The organism is Novispirillum itersonii, assembly GCF_014205675.1.
GTDB lineage: Bacteria > Pseudomonadota > Alphaproteobacteria > Rhodospirillales > Rhodospirillaceae > Novispirillum > Novispirillum itersonii_A.
Window position 1 is genome coordinate 236,205 of sequence record NZ_JACIIX010000004.1, and the last position, 22,154, is coordinate 258,358.

The following is a 22,154-nucleotide window of genomic DNA, read 5'->3' on the forward strand; positions in this document are numbered from 1 at the left end:
TGATCAGTACTATGCCGCGCAACAACGCCCTTTACGGCACAGGATCCGGCCAACACCGGCCACGCAGGGGTTCTGCAAGCAAGCCCAGAGAGTTAAATCCCACTTCAAAGTCATTCGATGATGATTTTGTCGGAATACTCTGAGTTTTCTTTCTAAACTGACTGTGTTCCCGGTTGACACCCCGGCTTATGTCGCCATCATTCTGGCGTTGCAATGAAATTGTCGTGTTGGTCTGGGTTTTCCGGGTCGACTCGCCAAACCCAAGCAAGCTGATCCCAGCCGGACGGGACCGCCCCGACTGACAGGGATCAGACACCAGGATCACGAACTTCTGCCGATCCTCTATATCACGGCAGATGACGGCAGAGACGGGGGACTTGATGCGGTTTTGCAAGCCGATGCTGTTTGCGGGTCTGGGTATGGTCTGTGGTGCCAGTTCTGTGGCACTGCTGGCGTCCCTCCTTCACTCCCAGCCGGAAACCGCCGCAGCACCGCAGCCTACGGCACCGCAGGTTGCTCAGGCCGGAAAACAGTCTGACACCAAGCCTCAGACACAGACCGCTGAAGCGCAGATCCAGAACAGCGACGCCCGTAGCCTGACCGGCCCCCGGACTCCTCCGCGTCCGCTGGGCCGGACCCCGCAGCAGGGCGCACAGAACCCGATCCAGACCGTTTCCCTACAGGCCGGTGACGCGGCGATCGCGCCGTCCTCTCCTGCTGAAAGCGTCAGCACCCGCGTGGTCACGGTCGGCCGCGGCGATACCCTGATGAGCGTTCTCGGGGCCGGGGGTGTCGAACGTCAGGATGCCGTGACCGCCGTCGAGGCCCTACAGGACATTTACAACCCGCGCGCCCTGCGCGTGGGCGATGAACTGACCCTGACGTTCTCAATCAACGAAGACGGCGAACAGGCTTTTCAGGGGTTCTCCTTCACTCCCAATCCCGGGGTGCAGATTCTGACCTCGCGCAGCGAGGACAACGGGTTTTCCTCCAGCCAGCTGAAAGCCAAGCTGACCGAGGAACTGGTGCGCTTTAAGGGCAGTATCAACAGCAGCCTGTTTGATGCCGCCATCGCCGCCGGGGTTCCCCACTCAGCGCTCAGCGAATTCATCCGCGTCTTCTCCTACGATGTCGACTTTCAGCGCGACATCCAGAAAGGCGACACCTTCGAGCTGGCCTTCAACCGCAAAGCCACCGCCGCCGGCGAAACGGTGGATGTGGGTGATCTGGTTTATGCCTCAATGACCCTGTCAGGCAACACCATCACCCTGTTCCGCTTCAAGTCGCCTGACGGAAGTGAAGACTTTTATAACAGCAAGGGCGAAAGCATCCGCAAGGCCCTGCTGCGGACCCCGATCAACGGCGCCCGCCTCAGCTCCGGCTTTGGGTCACGCAATCACCCGGTTCTGGGCTACACCACCATGCACAAGGGCGTGGACTTTGCCGCCCCGACCGGAACCCCGATTTACGCCGCCGGGGACGGCGTCATTGAAATGGCGTCGCCAAACGGCAGCTACGGTAACTATGTCCGGGTCCGCCACACCCCGGACTATTCGACCGCCTACGCCCATATGTCCGGTTTCGGAAAAGGGATTTCCAGCGGCGTCCGGGTCCGTCAGGGTGATGTGATCGGCTTTGTCGGCACCACCGGCCGGTCCACCGGCCCGCATCTGCATTATGAAATCCTACAGGGCGGCAAGCAGGTTAACCCGATGGGGGTCCGCTTCCCGACCGGCCGTAAGTTGGCTGGGGCTGATCTGAAGAAATTTGAGGCAGCCCGCGCCGGAATGGAAAAGACTCTGGCTGGCCTTCCAAACGGCATTCCGTCCAGAACTGCCAAGCGCTGAAGGTCCGAACACCTGCCAAAAACCCCCGGAAGATCCTGTCTTCCGGGGGTTTTTCTTTTCTCTGTTCCGCAGCCTTGACAGGGGCAACACTTTAGCGCCTTAATAACTGACCAGTCAGTTATTAAAAGGCAGATCATGCCGGAAGTCCCCCGTAACCGCCGCCGTAAACAGGCACGCCCCGCTGAAATTCTCGCCGCCGCGCTGGAGGAATTCAGCGAACGCGGCTTCGCCGCCACCCGCCTTGATGCCGTCGCCGCCCGGGCCGGGATCTCCAAGGGCACGCTGTACCTCTACTTTCCGACCAAGGAAGAGCTGTTCAAAGACATGGTGCGCCAGACCATCCTGCCGATGGTGGCCGCACTGGACCAGACTGTCGGGCAGGCCACCGACAGCCAGCGCTCCGCCGACCTGCTGCGACAGGTCCTGACCGGGCTGGCCCTGACACTGGCCACATCCTCCGCCGGGCGGCTGCCGAAGCTGATTGTGGCGGAAGCCACCGCTTTCCCCGATCTCGCCGCGTTTTGGGCCGAGGAAGTGATCGGCCGCGCCACCGCCATGCTGCGCCGCCTGATCGAACGGGGCATCTCCCGGGGGGAATTTTCTGCCGGAGAGACCGATCCGCTGCTGCTGTTTGCCCCCTTCCTGCTGATGACCCTGTGGAACACCGCCATTGCCCCGGCCACCGGCCGGGACATTGACCCTGTATCCTACACCCGGCAGGCGGTGGACCTGCTGTTGAACGGACTCCTCCCACGCCCGGAGGCCTTACCATGACCCACTCTCTCTTCCGGACAGTCTGCCTGAGTGTCGTCAGTCTGGCCCTGCTGACCGCCTGTCAGGACGACACCACCACCGTCACCGGTTATGTTGAGGCGGACCGGATTCACGTCGGCCTGCCTGCCGGGGGGCAGATTACGGCAGTTGAGGTGACCCGGGGACAAAGCCTTCAGCCCGGCCAATCCCTGTTCCGGCTGGATGACCGGGCAGAACAGGCCCGCCGGAACGCCACTGCCGCCCGCCTTGAGCAGGCCCGGGCCCAGCGGGATGACCTGCTGACCGGCCTGCGCCCGAACGAGATTCAGGCCCTGCTGGCACAACGGGATCAGGCGGCGGCGGATGCCCGGCAGGCCGGAGCGGAACTGGCCCGGCAGCGTGGCCTTAGCCGGGCCGAGGCCAGTGCCCGGACCCTGCTGGACAGGGCGGAAGCCGACAGCGCCCGCGCCCAGGCCCGGATTGCCGAACTGGAGGCCCGTATCGCACAGGCCCGGGAGGGCGCCCGCAGCGCCGCCGTTAATGCCGCTGAAGCCGCCATCGCCGCCGCCGAGGCCGATCTGGCGGCCACAGAGTGGGCTCTTTCCCAACGGATAGCCACTGCACCGGCAGCGGCCCGGGTCGAGGATATTCTGTTCCAGCCGGGGGAAACCGTTGCCGCCGGTGCCCCGGTGGTGGCCCTGATCGATCCGGACCGGATCATGATCCGGCTGTACCTCGGGCCGGAGCAGATCAGCCGCATCCGCCCCGGTCAGGCGCTGCCGGTCCGCTGCGGTGGCTGCCCGTCCGGGATGACCGCGCAGGTCCGGTTCATCGCCGGGGAGGCCAGTTATGCCCCGCCGGTGCTCTATTCCCGCGACAATGCCGCCGCGCTGGTGTTCCGGGTTGATGCCGCTCCGCAGGCGGTAACCGGGATCCTCCACCCCGGCCAGCCGGTGCAGATAACCCTGCCCGGTCCGGACGGAGGATGACAGCATGAACACCGCCATCGCCGTTTCCGGGCTGACCAAGCGCTTTGGCAGCAAGACAGTGGTTGACCGGCTGACCATGACGGTTCCGGCCGGGCAGATCGTCGGCTTCCTCGGCCCCAACGGATCGGGCAAAACCACCACCCTGCGGATGCTGTGCGGCCTGTTGACCCCCGATGCCGGAAACGGCACCTGTCTTGACTTAGATATCCGATGTCAGGCTGCCGAGATCAAAAGGCAGATCGGCTACATGACTCAGAAATTCTCATTTTATGAAGATCTGAGTATCGCCGAGAATCTTGACTTTGTTGCCCGGGTCCATGGCCTGCCGGACCGGCGGAATCTGGTGATGGTAACCCTTGACCGGCTGGGCCTGTCGGAGCGGCGGACCCAACTGGCGGGGGAGCTTTCCGGCGGATGGAAGCAGCGGCTGGCCCTTGCCGCCTGCATCCTGCACCGCCCGCGCCTGCTGCTTCTGGATGAGCCAACCGCCGGGGTTGACCCCAAAGCCCGCCGCGCCTTCTGGGAAAACATCCACGATCTTGCCGCCGACGGGATGACGGTTCTGGTCTCCACCCATTACATGGATGAAGCCGAACGCTGCCACGCCATTGCCTATATCGCCTACGGCCAACTGCTGGCACAGGGAACCGTGCAGGACGTGATTGCCTCCGCCGGGCTGACCACCTTCACCGTCCGGACCACCGGAGACAACCATCACACCCTGAATACCCTGACCACCGCCCTGCGGAAAGCGCCCGGGGTTGATCTGGTTGCCGCCTTCGGGGCGGCCCTGCATGTCGGTGGGGCGGACAGGAGCGCACTGCTGGCAGCCATCGCGCCATGGCGGACGGACCCCGCCCTGATATGGCAGGACGACCAGCCGACGCTGGAGGACGTGTTCATCCATCTGATGGCCCGGTCGCAGGACCAGTATGCCGCACCGACAGGGAACAGACCATGACAGCAGACGGCTTTTCCCTGCCCCGGCTGTGGGCGATGATCGTCAAGGAATTCATTCAGATGCGGCGGGACCGCCTGACCTTCGCCATGATGGTCGGCATCCCGTTGATGCAGCTGGTTCTGTTTGGGTTCGCCATCAATTCAGACCCCAAACATCTGCCGACGGCCGTCGTCGATGCCGATCATTCACCGGAAGGGCGGACCCTGATCGCCGCCATGCAGGCTTCCCGCTACTTCGCCATCACCGCCGCCCCGGAGACGGACACCGAAGCCGACCGTCTTCTGGCAACCGGTGCCGTACAGTTTTTGGTCCGCATCCCCGCCGGGTTCAGCCAGCAGCTGCGGCGGGGAGACCGCCCGGCCCTGCTGGTGGAGGCAGACGCCACCGACCCGGCCGCGACCTCCGGCGCAGTCGCCACCCTGACGGTTCTGGCCCGCGATGCCCTGATCCCGGATCTGACCGGCCCGCTGGCATCACTGGCCCCAAAACCGCCGCCCTTCGATCTGCGGGTTCACCGTCGCTACAATCCGGAGACCAGCACCCAATATAATATTGTCCCCGGCCTGATGGGGGTGGTGCTGACGATGACCATGGTGATGATGACCGCGCTGGCCGTCACCCGGGAACGGGAGCGCGGCACGCTGGAAACCCTGCTGGTCATGCCGTTACACCCGGCGGAGGTGATGCTGGGCAAAATCATTCCCTACATCGCTGTCGGCTACATACAGGTGGCGATTATTCTGCTGGCGGCCCGCTGGGTCTTTGCGGTGCCGCTGGCCGGGGGGCTGGGATTGCTGACCGGGGCCAGCATCCTGTTCATCGCCACCAATCTGGCCATCGGCTACACCTTCTCCACCATTGCCCGCAATCAGATGCAGGCGATGCAGATGGGGTTTTTCTATTTTCTCCCGTCCATCCTGCTGTCTGGCTTCATGTTCCCCTTCCGGGGTATGCCCGGATGGGCGCAGGTGGTCGGGGAATGCCTGCCGCTGACGCATTTTCTGCGCATCATCCGGGGGGTGATGCTGAAGGGGAATGGCCTTGCCGACAGCGCGGTGGAACTGGGAATTCTGGGGCTGACCCTGCTGCTGACCACCGCTGTTGCCCTGCGGCGATACCGTCGGACGCTGGATTGAGGCCCCCTCTTCGGCCGAGCTTTTCTGACTCAGCCGAAGGCTGGTTATCCGGCCGCCCCGACCTGCCCGGCCCGCACCAGAACCCGGAAACCTTCCGCGCCCAGCCCCAGAGCAATCGACCACATCACCAGCGCAATGATCACATCCAGAATCCGCCACGCCCGCGGGCTGCGGAACACCGGCCGCAGCAAACGCGCCCCATAGCCGAGAACACTGAACCACGTCAGGGAGGACAGCATCGCCCCGATGACAAAGGCCATCCGCCCCTCTCCGGTATAGCGGGCGGAAATGCTGCCAAGCAGGATCACCGTATCCAGATAGACATGGGGATTCAGCAGGGTCACCCCGGCCAGCGTCAACAGCAGGGCTTTCAGCGGTTTCGCTGGCTCCTCGGTCGGCAACAGCGCCCCGGGCCGCAAAGCCCGGCGGGCGGCGGCAATACCATACCACAGCAGGAATGCCGCCCCGCCAAAGGTCACCACCAGCAGCAGGGATGGCACCGCCTGAATCAGCGCCCCCAGCCCGAGAGCCCCGGCGAGAATCAGCACCGCATCACTGACCGCACAGAAGGCCACCACCGGCCCGACATGGGACCGCAGAAGCCCCTGCCGCAGCACCAGCGCATTCTGCGCCCCAATCGCAACAATCAGGCTGGCCCCCAGGCCAAACCCCTCAACCGCCGCATGAAAATCCATTCTCTGTCCCTTGATCCAGACCACCACCGCGCCTTCCCGCCCTGTCGGGCAAACTTTCAGCGTCGTCGGGCTGTCAGGTCGGGGACACCATTACGTTTCAAGGACATCAGGCACACCTGAACGGAAGCTCCGGAGAAAACCGCCCTCCGGGGGCGATCCGTTCCTGTATGGCATGAAACCGACCGGATCCGCCACAAGAACAAAACGGGGCTGCCCGAAAGCAGCCCCGCTGTTATGACCTTTGACGGTCAGGATAAAACCGGCTGTGCGTTCAGTGCGCCGCAGACGGGGTTTCCACTTTGTCCGGAGCCGGAGTTTCCTCATCCCCCAGCCCCAGACCGGCTTCACGCTGACGGCGGGCCAATTCCTTGGCGCGGTGATCATCAGCGATAAAGGTATAGATCACCGGCAGCACAAACAGGGTGAACAGGGTACCGATGGTCAGGCCCCCGGCGATCACCACCCCGATGGAGAAGCGGCTGGCCGCCCCTGCCCCGGCTGCCATGGTCAGCGGGATAACCCCGGCAACCATCGCGGCGGTGGTCATCAAAATCGGCCGCAGACGCAGCGCCGCGGCATGGGCCACCGCGTCCGTCTTCGACTTCCCGTTCTTGACCTGCTCTTCCATCGCCACTTCGCAGATCAGGATCCCGTGCTTGGTGATCAGACCAATCAGGGTGATCAGGCCGACCTGCGTATAGATGTTGAGCGTCAACACCCCCAACGCCAGCGGTATCAGCGCCCCGACCATCGACAGCGGCACCGAGGTCATGATCACCAGCGGATCGCGGAAGCTTTCATACTGGGCCGACAACACCAGATAAATCACCACCAGCGCGAAGACGAAGGTCAGCATCAGCGCCGAGCCTTCCTTGACAAACTGGCGCGACGGACCGGCGTAATCAACAGCAAACCCTTCCGGAAGGATTTCCTTCGACTTCTGCTGGAGGAAGGACAGCGCCTCGCCCATCGTAACGCCGGGCATCGGCACGGCGGCAAAGGTGGCAGAGTTGAGCTGATTGAACTGGTTCAGGCTGTTGGGCCGGGTCCGGTGTTCCAGCGTCACCAGACTGGCCAGTGGCACCAGAGACCCGTCCCCGGCGGTCACATGCAGCTTGGTGATCTGTTCCGGATCAAGGCGATACTGGCGTTCCGCCTGCGGGATCACCTTGTAGCCACGGCCTTCCAGATCGATCCGGTTAACTTCCCCGGCCCCGAACACCGTACCAAGGGCATTCCCGATCGCCTGCATGGTCACGCCGTATTTCCCGGCGCGGTCACGGTCAATGGTCACCACCACTTCCGGGTTTTCAAAACGCAGGTCAGACGTCTGGAAGATGAAGCGCCCGCTGGTGCGTGCCGCCTCCTCCAGCTGGGTCATCACCCCGAACAGGGTGGCATAATCCGAGGTCGTCGAGACCACGAACTGGATCGGCAGACCATCCGACCCCGGCAGCGGCGGCAGGGAGAACGCGGAAATCTGAAGACCGGTCACCGCATTCAGGCCACCCTGAAGGGATTCCGAGATCGCCTGTTCGGTCCGCTCCCGCATCGCCCACGGTTTCAGGATCACCCCGGCGATACCGTCGCTGACCCCTTCACTGCCGTTAACGAGGAAATATGTTTCCTTCTCGGGAACCGCATCAAAGATCTGACCAACCTGACGGCCATACAGGTTCATGTATTCCGGGTTGGCCGTGGCCGGGCCGGTCATCTGAGTCAGGACAATGCCCTGATCCTCCGGCGGCGCCAGTTCAGACGAGGCAAAGTGCAGCATCACCGGCAGGGTTGCCAGAACCACCGCTGCCAGCATCAGCGTGCTGCCCCGGCGGGTCAGGGACCGCTCCAGCAGATGTTCATACTTATCCGACAGGGCGGTGAACCACTTGTCGATCAGTTGCGCCATCCGGCTGTCATCATGGGCTTTCAGCAGGCTGGCACACATCATCGGCGACAGGGTCAGCGCAATCACCCCGGACACCGTGACCGCACCGGCCAGAGTCAGGGCGAATTCCTTGAACAGCGCCCCGGTCAGACCGCCGAGGAACGCCATCGGCGCATAGACCGCCGCCAGCGTAATGGTCATGGAAATCACCGGAGTGGCAATTTCCCGTGCCCCGACAATCGCGGCGTGGAACGGGGTTTTCCCTTCCTCGATATGGCGGTGAACGTTTTCCACCACCACGATGGCGTCATCGACCACCAGCCCGATCGCCAGAACGAATGCCAGCAAGGTCATCAGGTTGATCGAAAAGCCCATCGCCAGCATCACCACGCAGACGCCGATCAGCGACAGCGGAATGGTGACAATCGGGATGATCACCGACCGCAGCGACCCCATGAACAGGAAGATCACCACCACCACGATCACCGCCGCCTCGGCGATGGTCTTCAGCACTTCCTTGATGGATTCCTGAATGAACACCGTGGAGTCATAGCTGACTTCCAGACTGATCGCCGGGGGCATATCGTTTTCAATGGCGGGCAGAACCGCGCGGACGCCCTTCACCACCGTCAGCGGATTGGCATCCGGGGTGGAGTCGATGGAGACGAACAGTGCTTCCTTGCCGTTGGCCAGCACCGTGGTGTTGGTGCTTTCCGCGCCCAGCGTGATCTGCGCCACATCTTTCAGGCGGACCACCCCGTCCTTGGTGGTTTTCACCACCAGATTCTCGAAGGCAGAGGTATCGGAGATATCGGTCTGAGCCTTGATGATAAGGGTATCATAATACCCCTTCAGGCTACCCGCCGCCGATTGGAAGTTGTTGGCCCGCAGGATCGACTGCACCGCCTCGGCGCTCAGGCCCTGCTGTGCCATCTTCTCCGGGTCCAGCCAGATGCGGATCGCAAACTTCTGGGCCCCCAGCAGGTTGACTGCCGCCACACCCGGCACCGTCGACAGACGCGGCTTGACCGCCCGGCTGACATAGTCGGTGATCTGCGCCGTGGTCAGGCTGGAACTGTAGAACGCCAGATACAGGTTAGAGATACCGGAACCCGACTTCTTGTCGATCACCGGTTCCTCGGCACCGCTGGGCAGATCGCCCTTGGCGGCAGCCACCTGCGCCATCACGTCCGTCATCGCCGCATTGGGATCGAAGTTCAGACGGATGCGCGCGGTCACCACCGATGAGTTGGCCGAACTTTTGGAGGTGATGTAGTCAACACCGTTGACCTTGGCCACCGCCGCCTGAATCGGGTCGGTGACAAAGCCCTGCATCAGCGCCGCATCGGCCCCGGCATAGGAGGTGGTAACGGTGATCACCGTATTGGAGAGTTCAGGATACTGCCGGACCTGCATATCCTGAATGGACCGCAGGCCCATCAGCAGGATCAGCAGACTGACCACAATGGCCAGCACCGGCCGCCGGATAAAGGGATCGGTAAAACGCATGATGCCGCCCCTTTCTTACTGCACGCCGATTTTCGGCGTGACGTTCAGGGTGGCGCCTTCGACGACCGTCACCTTCGATTTATTGTTCAGTTTCAGGGCTCCGGTGGTCACCACCTGATCCCCCGCCTTCAGGCCGGAGCGGACTTCAACCACCCCGTTCTGGCGGTGCCCCAGCGTCACGGAACGGCGTTCCACCCGCATATCGCCCTTGTCATCCTTGCCGATGACATAGACGGAGTCGCCATACAGCGAATAGGCCACCGCCGTCTGCGGTACCGTCATCACCGCGTCGCGGGTCGCCATTTCGATATCCAGCTTGGCGAACATCCCCGGCCGCAGCTTTCCGTCCGGATTGGGGAAGCGGGCCTGAATCTTGACCAGACCGTTGGTATCCACCAGTGGCTCGATGGCACTGAGGGTGCCGGAAAACTCTTCATCCGGATAAGGCGTCAGATGCGCCTTGACGGTCTGCCCGACCTGAAGCGACGGCAGAGCCGACTGCTCCAGCGTTGCCGTCAGCAGAAGCTCCGACAGATCCTGAATGTTGACAACGGCCTCCCCGGCCTGGAGGTACTGCCCCTTGTCAATCTTCACAATCCCCAGCACCCCATCGAACGGGGCATTGATCACCTTTTTGGCAATGGTGGCGCGGATCGAGTCCGCCTGCGCAATTGCCATATTGAGGTTGGCTTCAGCCTCGTCGAGTGTCGCCTGCGAGGTCGCGTCGGAAATACGCAGCGACCGCAGGCGGTTGACCGTCAGGCTGCCCAGCTTGACCTTGGCTTCGGCAGACTTCAGGTCCGCCAGTTCCACATCATGGTCCAGCTCGACGATGCGGTCTCCGGCCTTCACGGTTGCCCCGGAGCGGGCCTGAATCGTCTTGATAAGCCCCGGCTGGGAGCTGGCGATCATCACGCCGTTGACCGCCTCCAGCGTACCGATGGCGGGAATTGTGCGGGTCCAGGTTTCCGATCCGACCGGTGACGCCGAAACAGAGATGGTCGGTTCCGGCATATTGGCCAGAAAATCAGCGATCATCGTTTCGCGGAACTTCGCAAATCCGATCACCCCGCCCAGCACGACCACGGTCACGCCAATAACAATATACGACTTTCTCATCTTCCAGCCTTTCGCGGTCATCCAGCATGGGTGCCGCCATTCTATCTTATTCCTGACTCAGCGGCTTTACTTTATCAGCCCTGCTTCACGAACAATCGCGCCACAACAGCGGGGATTGGCCTGCTTTACAGGGATAAAAAAAGCGGCGCTTTTGCGCCGCTCTGCTTACTTTTTCTCGATCAGCTCGATCTTGTATCCGTCGGGATCTTCGATAAACGCGATCACCGTCGTTCCATGCTTCATCGGCCCGGGTTCCCGGGTGATTTTCACCCCGTCTTTGCGCAGACCGTCGCAGGTGGCATAAATATCCGGCACACCCAGTGCCAGATGCCCGAAACCGGTGCCAATGCTGTAGGGTTCCGCCTGATCCCAGTTATGGGTCAGCTCCACCACCGTATTGGCCTCTTCGGAGCCATAGCCGACAAAGGCCAGCGTAAACCGGCCATCGGGATAATCCTTCCGACGCAGCACCTGCATGCCAAGGTGACGGGTGTAGAAATCCAGTGATGCCTCCAGATCCTTCACCCGGATCATGGTGTGCAAAAACTGAAAGCTCATCGCGTTACCCTCTTCTCAGCAAATTCAAGCACAACGGAGGCCGCCCGCCTGCTGGGCAGGTCGGCACCTCCCCCCAGATGGGCCAGCGCCTGCGAAAATGCAAGCCGTTGCTCGGTCCGCGCCGCCTCATCCCGCAATAATCGCAATGCTGTTTCCGCCAGACGGCCCGGTGCGCAATCTTCTTGCAAAAGCTCCGGGATCGCCAGCCGGTCCAACTGAAGGTTGATAAGATTGACGAATCGGATCCGCGTCAACCGCCGGAACAGCCATGCGGTAAACGGTGCCACCCGGTACGCCACCAGATGCGGCACCCGCGCCAGCGCCAGTTCAAGGCTTACGGTCCCCGAGGCCGCGATTGCCGCATCAGCCGCCGCAAAGGCATCATACCGCGCACGCTCCCCATGAACCACCGTCACCGGAACCGCCCAATCCCCGACCGACCGCTCCACCTCGGCAGCAACCGTGGCCACCGTCGGCATCACCACCTTCAGGCCGGGCACGCGCTTCGCCATCTGGGCGACTGCATCAGCAAAGGGCGGCAAAAGGCGGCTGACCTCGCTGCGGCGGCTGCCGGGCAGCACGCACAGCAACGGTGCCGACAGGGGAATACCGTGTTTCTCACGAAACCCGACACCATCCCCACGGTCCGCCCCGCCTTCAATGACCGAATGGCCAACATGGGTGCAGGACAGGCCATGCTTCTGGAAATAGGCAGGCTCGTTGGGCAGCAGACACATCAGGTGGTTCACCGTCCGCGCCACGTCCTCCGCCCGCTTTTCCTTCCACGCCCAGACCATCGGCGCCACATAATGCAGCCGGGGGATCTCCGGGCAGGCGCGGGCCACCGCCTGCTGAACCCGCTTGGTGAAGCCCCAGCTGTCAATGGTCACCACCACGGCCGGGCGACGGGTGGCAATGGCGGCGGTCACCTCCCGCACCCGGCGCAGGACCAGCGGGATCCTAGGAACCACCTCAAGAAAGCCCATCACCGCCAGATCAGACTGGTTCACCAGCGTATCCAGCCCTTCAGCGGCCATACTCTCGCCGCCGACACCCATAAAACGGACCCGGCTCCCGCCCCTGTCCTTCAGCGCCGCCATCAGCCGGGCGCCGAGAAGGTCGCCCGAGGGTTCCCCGGTGATGATACAGATCAGCAGATCGTCCGACGGTTCCACACCGTTCATGGCGTCCCCTCTTCGGTCAGCCCGATCACAAACAGCCCAAGCGCATCGGCCTGACGGCGGATCTCCGCGACATCCACCAGAACCGCCGCCCCCGCCTGCACACCAATCCCGCGCAGACCGGCCTCCGCCGCCCGCATCACCGTCACTGGCCCGACAGTCGGCAGATCCGCCCGCCGATCCTGCTGCGGCTTACACATTTTGACCAGAACCCCTCCGGGGCCTTCCCGGCGTAATCCGGCACAGCGGGACAACATGGCATCGGTGCCTTCAACGGCTTCCGCCGCAAGGACGATCCCCTGCTGGACCACAACGCCCTGCCCGACATCCAGTTGCCCAAGAGCCCGCGCCACTGCCGCCCCATGCGCCAGATCAGCCAGAGCCTGATCATCCGGCTGAACAGAGCCCAGAGTCCCGCGCCGCGCGACATGGCCCCCCAGAATCTGGTCAACCCCGATCACCCGGAAACCTTCCTGCTCCACTTCAGCAATCACGGCCCGCAACAGCCCATCATCACCAAGGGCCTTCAGGCCAACCTTGGCAAACAGCCGCGTCGCCCGCCAGTCCGGACGCAGATCGGCAAGGCTGGGGCGGCGGACCGGACCAACCATGACGATATCCTGAACATTGTGGGCATGCAGATGCCGGAACCCCTCCCCGGCCGCGCCGAGCCGGATCCACGCATGGTCCACTTCTGCAAGGCAGTCGGGGTTGGTGAAGCCCTCAAGGGCCAGTACAAACAGGGGGCGTCCAGCCTCCCGGCAGGCGGCGATCACCCGGGCGGGCAACTCCCCGCCACCGGCGATCAGCCCCAGTTTGCGCAGATCCGCTGCGGCCGGCAGAGGATCAGAATATCCGGGGTCAGGCGGCATGGCCCCCTGCCGACGGACGACACAGGGCACGGGACGAATCGGCCTCGATGAAGTCGATGACATCCTTGACCGCCGACAGACCGGCATAGGCCGTCTTCACCGCCTGCACACGATCCGACAGGACCGTGTCATCAGCGGTCAGGAACAGATCCTTGTAAGCATTGCGCAGCCCATGGATCTCTTCCCGGCTGTAGCCGCGGCGCTTGATACCGACCAGATTCAGGCCTTCAAGGCGGGCGCGGTTGCCCATAACCGTTCCGTAAGGAATGACATCATTCTCGACGCCGGACAGGCCGCCGATCATCGCATGCTTGCCGATCCGCGCAAACTGGTGAACGGCAGAACCGCCCCCCAGCACCGCGTAATCCCCAATGACGACATGGCCGCCAAGCAGCACATGGTTCATCACCAGCACGCTGTCGCCGATCAGGCAGTCATGGGCGACATGGCAGCCGATGGCCAGCATGCAGCGGTTGCCGACACGGGTCAGCATCCCGCCGCCTTCGGTGCCGATGTTGACGGTGACGTGTTCCCGGATGATCACGTCAGAGCCAATGTCCAGCCGCCCGGCCTCGCCTTTGTATTTCAGGTCCTGCGGGATCTGGCCGACCGCCGCGAACGGAAAAATACGGGTGCCTTCGCCGATCGAGGTATGCCCTTCGACCACGACATGCGACATCAGTTCGACCCGCTCGCCCAGCTCCACGTCGGGACCGACGATGCAATAGGGACCAATGCGGACGCTTTCCGCCAGACGTGCCTTGGGGTCTACGACCGCCGTGGGATGGATGTGAGGCATTAAAAACCCTGAAAACCGGATCAGAACAGAAGGACCACAGACCGGAAAACCGGGATCAGTTGTCCAGAATCATCGCCGCGTAAGTGGCTTCCGCCACCAGCGTACCGTCAACCTTGGCCAGCGCCTTGAACTTCCAGACATTACCACGGGACCGTTCCTTGGTCACATGCAGTTCCAGACGGTCCCCCGGGCCAACCGGCTTGCGGAAGCGGGCTTCGTCAACGCTCATGAAGTAAACCAGCTTGCCTTCGGCGTCTTTCCCAAGGGTCGCCACCACCAGCACCGCCGCCGTCTGCGCCATCGCTTCGATGATCAGAACTCCCGGCATCACCGGGCGCTGCGGGAAATGCCCCTGGAAGAAATTCTCGTTGATGGTGACGTTCTTGACGCCAATGGCGCTCTCGTTCAGATGAACGCCGATTACCTTATCAATCAGCAGGAACGGATAGCGGTGCGGGATCATTTCCATGATCCGCTCGATGCCAATATCCGGCAGGATGTTATCCGGGGTTGCGGTGTCGGTCGTCACGTCGTTGCTCATCCGCCTGTACCAGTCTCGCTCTCTAAATCCACTCAGTCTTGCGTCTTCGGGCCGGTGGGTTTGCGGGCCGCCAGTTTGCCGACCGCCGCCACTTCCCGCCAGAATTCCTTGATCGGCTTTGCCGGGTATCCCATGACCGTGGTGCCCGGGTCAATATCGCGCATGATGCCGGACTGCGCCGCCACCTGCACCCCATCCCCCAGCGACAGGTGCCCGGCAACCCCGGTCTGGCCGCCCAGCACCACGAACCGCCCGAGCTTGGTGGAGCCGGAGATCCCGACCTGCGAGACCACCACACAGCCCATGCCCAATTCGACGTTATGGCCGATCTGCACCAGATTGTCGATCCGGCAACCGGACCCGATCACCGTATCCGGCCCGGCACCCCGGTCAATGGTGGTGTTGGCACCGATCTCCACGTCATCGCCGATCAGCACCCGGCCCAGCTGCGGCACCTTCAGGTGCCCCTTCGGGCCCATGGCAAAGCCGAAGCCATCCTGACCGATCCGGCACCCCGGATAGATATGGACCTTGGCCCCGGCAATGGTATGGCTGAGCGAGGCATTGGCCCCGACCGACCCCGCCGGGCCGATCACCACCCCCTCACCGATCACCGCATTCGGCCCGATGATGGTCCCGGCCCCGATTTCCGCAAGGGCACCAATCACGGCCCCGGCATCAACCTGTGCCGTCGGATCGACCACAGCGGTTTCGTCAACGACAGCCCGCGGGTGGATCCCCGGGACGGCCGCCGCCCGCGGATAAAACAACGCGGCAATCGCCGCATAGGCCCGGTAGGGCTCCGGTGTCACCAGAAGATCCATTCCCGCCGGAGCAAGCGCCGCCAGATCGGGGTGAACAATACAGGCTCCGGCGGCGCTGGCCTGAAACTGCTTGATATAATTGCGGTTATCGAGGAAAGAAATCTGATCCGCACCCGCCGTGGACAGCGGGGCAACGTCAGCGATCATCCGGGCATCATCAGCCGCACGGGCCTCAGCCCCAACCGCCTCAGCCAGAGATTTAAGGGAAAAAGGCCCCTCATTGCGGAAAAAACGGCTATCCGCCATGGTCAGCGCCCTCCCTTTTTTGTGGCCGGTGTTTCGGTGTCTATCTTTTCAGGATCCGTCATCGTCACCGACGGCAACACCCGGTTCAGGCGGGCGATCACCTCGTTGGTCAGATCCATTTTCGGATCGAACAGAAAAGCCTGCGACCGATACAGCACAAGGTTCATCCCGCGCTCCGTCGCCACCTCTTCGGTGATCCGGACAACCGTATTCTGGACTTCTGTGATCGCCTGAGCATACGCCCGTTCAAGATTCCGCCGCTTCAACTGGAGGAGCTTCTGGAACTCATTGACCTGACTTTGAAATTCCGTCATCCGGGCGTTGAACATTTCCGGAGACAGCGTTCCACGCTCTGTCGACAGTTTTTCATCAAGCACCCGGAGGCGCTTTTCCTCATCCGCCGTAAAAGCCTGATAAACGTCCTGAAACTTATCTCTCTGCGTACTGGCGGCCCGGGCTGCGGTTGAATCCGCCATCACCCGCTGCTGATCAATAACGCCAATGACCGGACGCGGCGTCGCGATCCCACCCGTCGGCTGAGATGCCGCACCCGCCTGCGCCCCCGCTGCCTGCACGGCACCGGGAAAGAGAGCCGCAGCGATCACCGCAGCAGCAAGCCATGCCCGCCGAGATCGGGGGAGTCTGTTACAGCCCCCCCGCTGCCCCTGCATCAGGCTGAAAGACATCAGAACTGGGTCCCGAAGTTGAAGCGGAAAATTTCTTCCTTGTCGAAGTCTTCCTTCATCAACGGATAGGCAAGATCAATGCTGACCGGACCCATCGGCGACTTCCAGACAATCCCTACACCCGCCGAGGCACGGATAGAGCTGGAATAGTTCATCGCCGAAGCATTCACCCCATCCGGTTTGCCAACCATCCCGGCATCGGTAAAGGTTTTCCCGCTGATACCAAGCTCTTCCGGCAGACCGAGCGGGAAGCGGACTTCCGCCGTAACCGTTCCGATCCAGGTGCCGCCGAGAACGTCACTGGTGCTCTTGTCACGGGCACTGCCGCCACCGGTGCGGAAGCCGCGCAGATTTTCACCACCCAGCTGGTAGTTGCGGATGAACATCACATCCTGACCAATGCCCTGGATCGCTCCGAATGACCCTTGAACCATCAGGACGGTGTCATCGGTCAGCGGCGTGTAATGAGCGCCATCAATCATCCCGCGGACAAATTTTTCATCCCCGCCCGCTCCGGCCACATCGGTGGACAGCTTGACGACATAGCCTTCGGTCGGCTCAATCACGTTATCCCGGCGATCATAGGACAGGGTCTGGCCGAACATCGACAGCAGATACTCCCCTTCCCGCTGCTTGATGAACGTCGAGGCCGTGGACGCCACATTGCTGACTTCCGACTGGCTGAGGGTATAGCGGAAGGTCTGACGCCAGTTTTCGTCGTAGTTGAAGCCCAGACGCAGCGAGCCGCCGGTGTCCTTCAGATTGTAGGAGGACGTCTTCTGATAGTCACGGTCACGGGCAAACAGATCGAAGCCCGCCGCCAGCGGCCGGTCGAGGAAGTACGGCTCGGTGAACGACAGGTCGATTTCCGACTTGCGCTGGGCAATGGTGGTTTTCAGGCGGATATCCTGCCCCCGGCCCAACAGGTTGCGTTCGCGCAGGGTAACGTCGAACAGCGCCCCGTCAGAGGACGACCAGCCCACCCCGAACGACAGTTCCCCGGTGGACTTCTCCCGCACATCGACCTGCACCACCGTCCGGTCCGGCGAGGTTTCCGACGGAACGTTGGTGACATCAACCTTTTCAAAGAACCCGAGGTTCCGCAGCTTTTCCCGCGAGCGGCGCAGCTTGGCAGAGTTGAAGGCGTCGCCTTCCACCAGCTGCATCTCACGGCGGATCACCCGGTCGAGGGTCCGCATGTTCCCGGCGATATCAATCCGCTCGACGAAGACCTTCGGGCCTTCCTGAACGTCGAAAACGATATCGACAATCTTATTGGCCTTATCGCGCTTCACACGCGGGCGGACATCAACGAAGGCATAGCCAAGCGCCCCGACACGGTCGGTGATCGCCTGAACGGTGTTTTCCACCAGATCGGCATTGTACCAGTCGCCGCTGACCGCCTTGATCGACGGCATCAGGTCCTCGGGCTTCACGTCCGGGATCTTCACGTCAACCTTCAGGTCCCCGAATTTGTAGCGTTCGCCTTCCTCAACCGTAAAGGTCATGAAGAACCCGGCGCGGTCGGGCGTCAGCTCCGCCACCGACGACACAATCCGGAAGTCGGAGTAGCCGTTCCGCAGATAGAACCGGCGCAGCAGTTCGCGGTCATAGGTGGTGCGGTCGGGATCATAGGTGTCAGAGGAAGAGAAAAACCGGTACCAGCGTTCCTCGCGGGTCGACACCACTTCGCGCAGCGCGGAATCGCTGTAGCGCTTGTTGCCGACGAAGTCGATCCGGCGGACGTAGGTTGACGGGCCTTCGTTGACCTCAAACACCAGATCAAGCCGGTTCTGTTCCAGCTGGATCACCTTCGGCTCAACCGTCACCGCAAAACGGCCGCTGCGGCGGTAAACGTCGAGGATGCGCTTGACGTCATCCTGAACCTTGCTGCGGGTATAGACCTGACGGGCCTTCAGCTGCACTTCCGCCTGAAGGGTCTTTTCCTCGACGCGCTTGTTCCCTTCAAAGGCAACGCGGTTGATGATCGGGTTTTCAGTAACCTTGACGATCATCCGGTCATTCTGGAAGCCGATGGCAACATCGGCAAACAGGCCGGTGGCGAACAACGCCTTGATCGCCTTATCGACGGCATCGGGGGAATAGCGGTCGCCTTCCTTAAGGCCCATGTAGGCCTTGATGGTGTCGGCTTCAACGCGCTGACTGCCCTGCACATCCATCGACTGGATGGTCCCCTCGCCGGACACCGGCATCGGCTGGGCAACCGGGCGGCTGCCAACCGTCACCGTGCCAAGCGATGACTGCGCAAACGCCGGACCGGAGGCTGACACCAGCCCGATAATCGCTGCTGAACCCAAAACAACCGCGCGGATACGACCCGAACCAGTCAAGGGAACCCCCTTCGTACAATCACTGCCGACGGATGACACGATATGCTCAGCCGCGGACGAACCGCAGGATATCGTTCCACGTCGTAAAAATCATCACCCCTAATAACAGCATCAGACCGATTTTCAATCCGATCTGCTGCGCCGTGTCACCCAATGGGCGACCACGAAGGGCTTCAAAGGCATACAGGATCAGATGGCCCCCGTCCAGAACCGGGATGGGGAACAGATTGATCAGTCCAAGATTAACCGACAGCACCGCCACGAACATCACCAGATTGATCAGGCCCATCTGGGCCGCCTGACCGGAATATTCGGCAATCCGCAGCGGCCCGCCCAGATCTTCGGTCCCCCGCTTGCCGGTCAGCATCTGCCCGAAAGCGACAAAGGTCCCCGAGGTCACCCGCCAGGTCTGCATCACCGCCTCCCCCAAGGCCTCATGCAGTTCCAGACGTTCCATGCGGCTGCTGCCTGCACCGACCGCAACCCCCAGCACCGGCATCCGGGTGACGTTCCCAAGGGCATCCTTGGTTTCCCGCATCTGCGGATGGGTGGTGACGGTCAGTTCCTCGCCATTACGCTCCAGCGTCACCGCCATCGGTTCCGCGCCGTACAGAGGAACCAGCTGCTGGATTTCCTCAAACCGGGTGATGCGGATTCCGGCAATGGCGACAATCGTGTCCCCCGGCTGAAGCCCGGCCTGCTGCGCCGGGCTGCCATCCACCACCGTACCGATCACCGGCGCGGTGAACGGGCGGCCGGAGGTGGCGAACACCGCCGCAAACACCAGAATAGCAAACACAAAATTGGCGGCCGGACCGGCAAATACAATGGCGGCACGCTGCCCGACCCGCTTACAGGGGAAGGCAACCTTCTGCTCCGCGTCCGTCAGATGCGATACATCGCCCGGGGCACTGGCCTCGTTGGCATCGCCAAAAAACTTCACATAGCCGCCCAACGGAATCAGGCTGATCCGCCAGCGGGTGCCGTGCCGGTCGGTGAAGCCGACGATCTCCCGGCCGAAACCGACAGAAAACACCTCGACCTTCACGCCGTTCCAGCGGGCGACAAGGAAGTGTCCCAATTCATGCACAAAGACCACCACCGTCAGAATGACGAGGAAGGGAAGCACATAGGTCCACAGGCCAGAGAGCAAATCCATGGGGCTCGGTATTCCGTCTTAAGGCCGGTCCTCAGGCAGAACATCCGTCCGCCCGGATATTCCGGACACAGGTCATCAACGTAAGCGGTCCTGCCCGGTTCAGGCAGCGGCATCACAGGCGGCAGCCGCCATCCGGCGGGCCTGCGCATCCGCCTCCAGAACATCTTCCAGAGAGCCCGGAACGGATGTTTCCAGCTGCGACAGAACCTGCTCGACCACCGAGATAATGTCGAGGAACCCGATGTCACCCCCCAGGAACCGCGCCACCGCCACTTCATTGGCCGCGTTCAGCACCGTCGGAGCCGCCCCGCCACTGCGCAGGGCTTCGCGCACCAGACGCAGCGCCGGAAAGCGCTCCGGGTCCGGCTGTTCAAAGGTCAACTGCGCCACTTCGGCCAGATCCAGCCGCTTGCACGGGGTGGAAATACGCTGTGGCCAGCCAAGGGCATAGGCAATCGGCGTGCGCATATCCGGGGCACCAAGCTGAGCCAATACTGACCCGTCAATATAGGCGACCAAAGAATGGATCACCGATTGCGGATGCACCAGAATGTCGATTTTCGGCTCCGGCATGGCGAACAGGTGATGGGCCTCGATCAGCTCCAGACCCTTGTTCATCATGGTGGCGGAATCAACCGAGATCTTGGCCCCCATCGACCAGTTGGGATGGGCCACCGCCTGCGCCGGGGTAACAGTGCGCATCGCCTCCTGCCCCCAGGTGCGGAACGGGCCGCCGGAAGCGGTGAGGATGATTTTTTCCACCCGGTCCGCCTGCGCGAAATCAAAGACCTGAAAGATGGCGGAATGTTCGGAATCCACCGGCAGCAGGGTCGCGCCATGGCGGGCCACGTCCCGCATCATCAGGTCTCCGGCGCAGACAAGGGTTTCCTTGTTGGCAAGACCGATAACAGCCCCCCGGCGCGCAGCCGCCAGCGTCGGCTCCAGACCGGCAGCGCCGACAATCGCCGACATCACCCAGTCCGCCGGGCGCTGCGCCGCTTCGATCACTGCCGGACGCCCGGCCCCGACCTCAATGCCGGTTCCGGCAAGGGCATCAGCCAGCACCTGATACTGGCTGGCATCCGCCGTCACCACAAAACGCGGCGACAGGGCTTTTGCCTGCTCCACCAAAAGCGCAATATTGCGGTTACCGACCAGAGCCTCCACCCGGTACGCCCCGGGATCCCGCAGCAGCAGATCAACCGTACTGCGCCCGACCGAGCCGGTGCAGCCAAGAACGGTTACGCTGCGTGGATCTGTCGCCCCGCTCATTGCCAGATCTCCAGACCACCGCCCATTGCAACCACAGCCAGCGCCACCAGCGGTGCAGCGGCAATCAGGCCATCTACCCGGTCGAGAACCCCGCCATGACCGGGAATGATCCGGCTGGAATCCTTGACGTTAAAACGCCTTTTGATCGACGACTCAAACAGGTCCCCGATCTGGGCCGTCACCGCCAGCACGGCGGCAAAGGCGGTCAGCGCAAAGGGGTTGCCCCCGCCGACCCACAGCGGAGCAGTCGCACCGACCACAGCCGCACAGGACATGCCACCGAGAAGGCCCGCCCAGGTCTTATTCGGGCTGACCCGAGGGGCCAGCTTCGGGCCGCCGATGCTGCGGCCAAAGAAATAGGCACCACTGTCGGTGGCCCAGACCACCAGCAGCAGCCAGACCAGTGTTTCCACGCCGCCCGCTTCGCGGACCCAGCACAGGGCGATCACCGGCAGACCGACATAGAGGCTGCCCATCGCCAGCCAGCCGGACCGGCTGAGGGCCGCCGTGGTCAGCGTCGATACCCACACCAGACCAAGAGCGGCAAACGGCATTTCCGGGGCCAGAACAGCGGCCACGGCAGAAGCGACAGCCGCAATCTGTCCGGCAAGACTGAAGCGACCCCGGGTCATCCGGTCCCATTCCCACACCATCACCGCCGCAGCCGCAGCCGCCAGCAGGGAAAACAGCAGGGAATTGACCCAGACAGCCAGCAGGGCCACCGGCCCCATCACCAAGGCAGAGAGAATACGGGTCCGCAGCATCGCCCGC

General features: G+C 62.5%; 19 protein-coding genes. 5 read left to right on the forward strand and 14 right to left on the reverse strand.

Going from position 1 to position 22,154, the window contains the following annotated elements:
- Positions 1-380: 380 nt before the first annotated feature.
- The 5 genes from FHS48_RS07785 to FHS48_RS07805 all read left to right on the forward strand — a co-directional run bounded on the left by FHS48_RS07785 (position 381) and on the right by FHS48_RS07805 (position 5,686).
- Positions 381-1,847, forward strand: a complete 1,467-nt coding sequence (locus FHS48_RS07785) for a M23 family metallopeptidase (protein WP_184262982.1) — start codon at positions 381-383, stop codon at positions 1,845-1,847.
- Between the two features lie 135 nt (positions 1,848-1,982).
- Complete coding sequence (locus FHS48_RS07790) at positions 1,983-2,621, forward strand: TetR/AcrR family transcriptional regulator (protein ID WP_184262983.1); 639 nt, start codon at positions 1,983-1,985, stop codon at positions 2,619-2,621.
- A complete protein-coding gene (locus FHS48_RS07795) occupies positions 2,618-3,589 on the forward strand; it encodes an HlyD family secretion protein (protein ID WP_184262984.1) in 972 nt (323 codons plus the stop codon). Before FHS48_RS07790 ends, FHS48_RS07795 begins: the two co-directional genes overlap by 4 nt.
- 4 nt (positions 3,590-3,593) lie before the next feature.
- The gene (locus FHS48_RS07800; RefSeq protein WP_184262985.1) at positions 3,594-4,550 is read left to right on the forward strand and encodes an ABC transporter ATP-binding protein; all 957 of its coding nucleotides are present in this window, start codon (positions 3,594-3,596) and stop codon (positions 4,548-4,550) included.
- Complete coding sequence (locus tag FHS48_RS07805; protein WP_184262986.1) at positions 4,547-5,686, forward strand: ABC transporter permease; 1,140 nt, start codon at positions 4,547-4,549, stop codon at positions 5,684-5,686. Before FHS48_RS07800 ends, FHS48_RS07805 begins: the two co-directional genes overlap by 4 nt.
- Positions 5,687-5,730: 44 nt before the next feature.
- On the opposite strand, the gene FHS48_RS07810 is transcribed toward FHS48_RS07805, so the two are convergent.
- The 14 genes from FHS48_RS07810 to FHS48_RS07875 all read right to left on the reverse strand — a co-directional run bounded on the left by FHS48_RS07810 (position 5,731) and on the right by FHS48_RS07875 (position 22,147).
- Positions 5,731-6,381 carry a LysE/ArgO family amino acid transporter gene (locus tag FHS48_RS07810; RefSeq protein ID WP_184262987.1) on the reverse strand — a complete coding sequence of 217 codons (651 nt, stop codon included), beginning with the start codon at positions 6,379-6,381 and terminating at the stop codon, positions 5,731-5,733.
- A gap of 271 nt (positions 6,382-6,652) precedes the next feature.
- On the reverse strand, positions 6,653-9,775 hold the full coding sequence (locus FHS48_RS07815; RefSeq protein ID WP_184262988.1) for an efflux RND transporter permease subunit: 3,123 nt from the start codon (positions 9,773-9,775) through the stop codon (positions 6,653-6,655).
- Between the two features lie 15 nt (positions 9,776-9,790).
- The gene (locus tag FHS48_RS07820) at positions 9,791-10,894 is read right to left on the reverse strand and encodes an efflux RND transporter periplasmic adaptor subunit (protein WP_184262989.1); all 1,104 of its coding nucleotides are present in this window, start codon (positions 10,892-10,894) and stop codon (positions 9,791-9,793) included.
- A 165-nt stretch (positions 10,895-11,059) separates the two neighbouring features.
- A complete protein-coding gene (gene gloA / locus FHS48_RS07825) occupies positions 11,060-11,452 on the reverse strand; it encodes a lactoylglutathione lyase (protein WP_184262990.1) in 393 nt (130 codons plus the stop codon).
- Positions 11,449-12,636, reverse strand: a complete 1,188-nt coding sequence (lpxB, locus tag FHS48_RS07830; protein ID WP_184262991.1) for a lipid-A-disaccharide synthase — start codon at positions 12,634-12,636, stop codon at positions 11,449-11,451. The genes gloA and lpxB overlap by 4 nt, the downstream gene beginning before the upstream one ends.
- Positions 12,633-13,505 (reverse strand): LpxI family protein, encoded by an 873-nt coding sequence (locus FHS48_RS07835; protein ID WP_184262992.1) that lies wholly within the window; start codon positions 13,503-13,505, stop codon positions 12,633-12,635. The genes lpxB and FHS48_RS07835 overlap by 4 nt, the downstream gene beginning before the upstream one ends.
- Positions 13,495-14,304, reverse strand: coding sequence for an acyl-ACP--UDP-N-acetylglucosamine O-acyltransferase (lpxA, locus tag FHS48_RS07840; protein ID WP_184262993.1), 810 nt, complete (start codon positions 14,302-14,304; stop codon positions 13,495-13,497). The genes FHS48_RS07835 and lpxA overlap by 11 nt, the downstream gene beginning before the upstream one ends.
- A gap of 55 nt (positions 14,305-14,359) precedes the next feature.
- On the reverse strand, positions 14,360-14,845 hold the full coding sequence (gene fabZ, locus FHS48_RS07845) for a 3-hydroxyacyl-ACP dehydratase FabZ (protein WP_184262994.1): 486 nt from the start codon (positions 14,843-14,845) through the stop codon (positions 14,360-14,362).
- A 32-nt stretch (positions 14,846-14,877) separates the two neighbouring features.
- Positions 14,878-15,915 (reverse strand): UDP-3-O-(3-hydroxymyristoyl)glucosamine N-acyltransferase, encoded by a 1,038-nt coding sequence (lpxD, locus tag FHS48_RS07850; RefSeq protein ID WP_184262995.1) that lies wholly within the window; start codon positions 15,913-15,915, stop codon positions 14,878-14,880.
- Positions 15,916-15,917: 2 nt separating this feature from the next.
- The gene (locus FHS48_RS07855) at positions 15,918-16,601 is read right to left on the reverse strand and encodes an OmpH/Skp family outer membrane protein (RefSeq protein WP_184262996.1); all 684 of its coding nucleotides are present in this window, start codon (positions 16,599-16,601) and stop codon (positions 15,918-15,920) included.
- Positions 16,601-18,952, reverse strand: coding sequence for an outer membrane protein assembly factor BamA (bamA, locus tag FHS48_RS07860; RefSeq protein ID WP_184262997.1), 2,352 nt, complete (start codon positions 18,950-18,952; stop codon positions 16,601-16,603). Before bamA ends, FHS48_RS07855 begins: the two co-directional genes overlap by 1 nt.
- A gap of 46 nt (positions 18,953-18,998) precedes the next feature.
- Complete coding sequence (gene rseP, locus FHS48_RS07865; RefSeq protein ID WP_184262998.1) at positions 18,999-20,111, reverse strand: RIP metalloprotease RseP; 1,113 nt, start codon at positions 20,109-20,111, stop codon at positions 18,999-19,001.
- A gap of 99 nt (positions 20,112-20,210) precedes the next feature.
- On the reverse strand, positions 20,211-21,383 hold the full coding sequence (locus FHS48_RS07870) for a 1-deoxy-D-xylulose-5-phosphate reductoisomerase (protein ID WP_184262999.1): 1,173 nt from the start codon (positions 21,381-21,383) through the stop codon (positions 20,211-20,213).
- Entirely contained in the window at positions 21,380-22,147 is a 768-nt protein-coding gene (locus FHS48_RS07875; RefSeq protein ID WP_184263000.1) for a phosphatidate cytidylyltransferase, read from the reverse strand. The genes FHS48_RS07870 and FHS48_RS07875 overlap by 4 nt, the downstream gene beginning before the upstream one ends.
- Positions 22,148-22,154 lie beyond the last annotated feature (7 nt).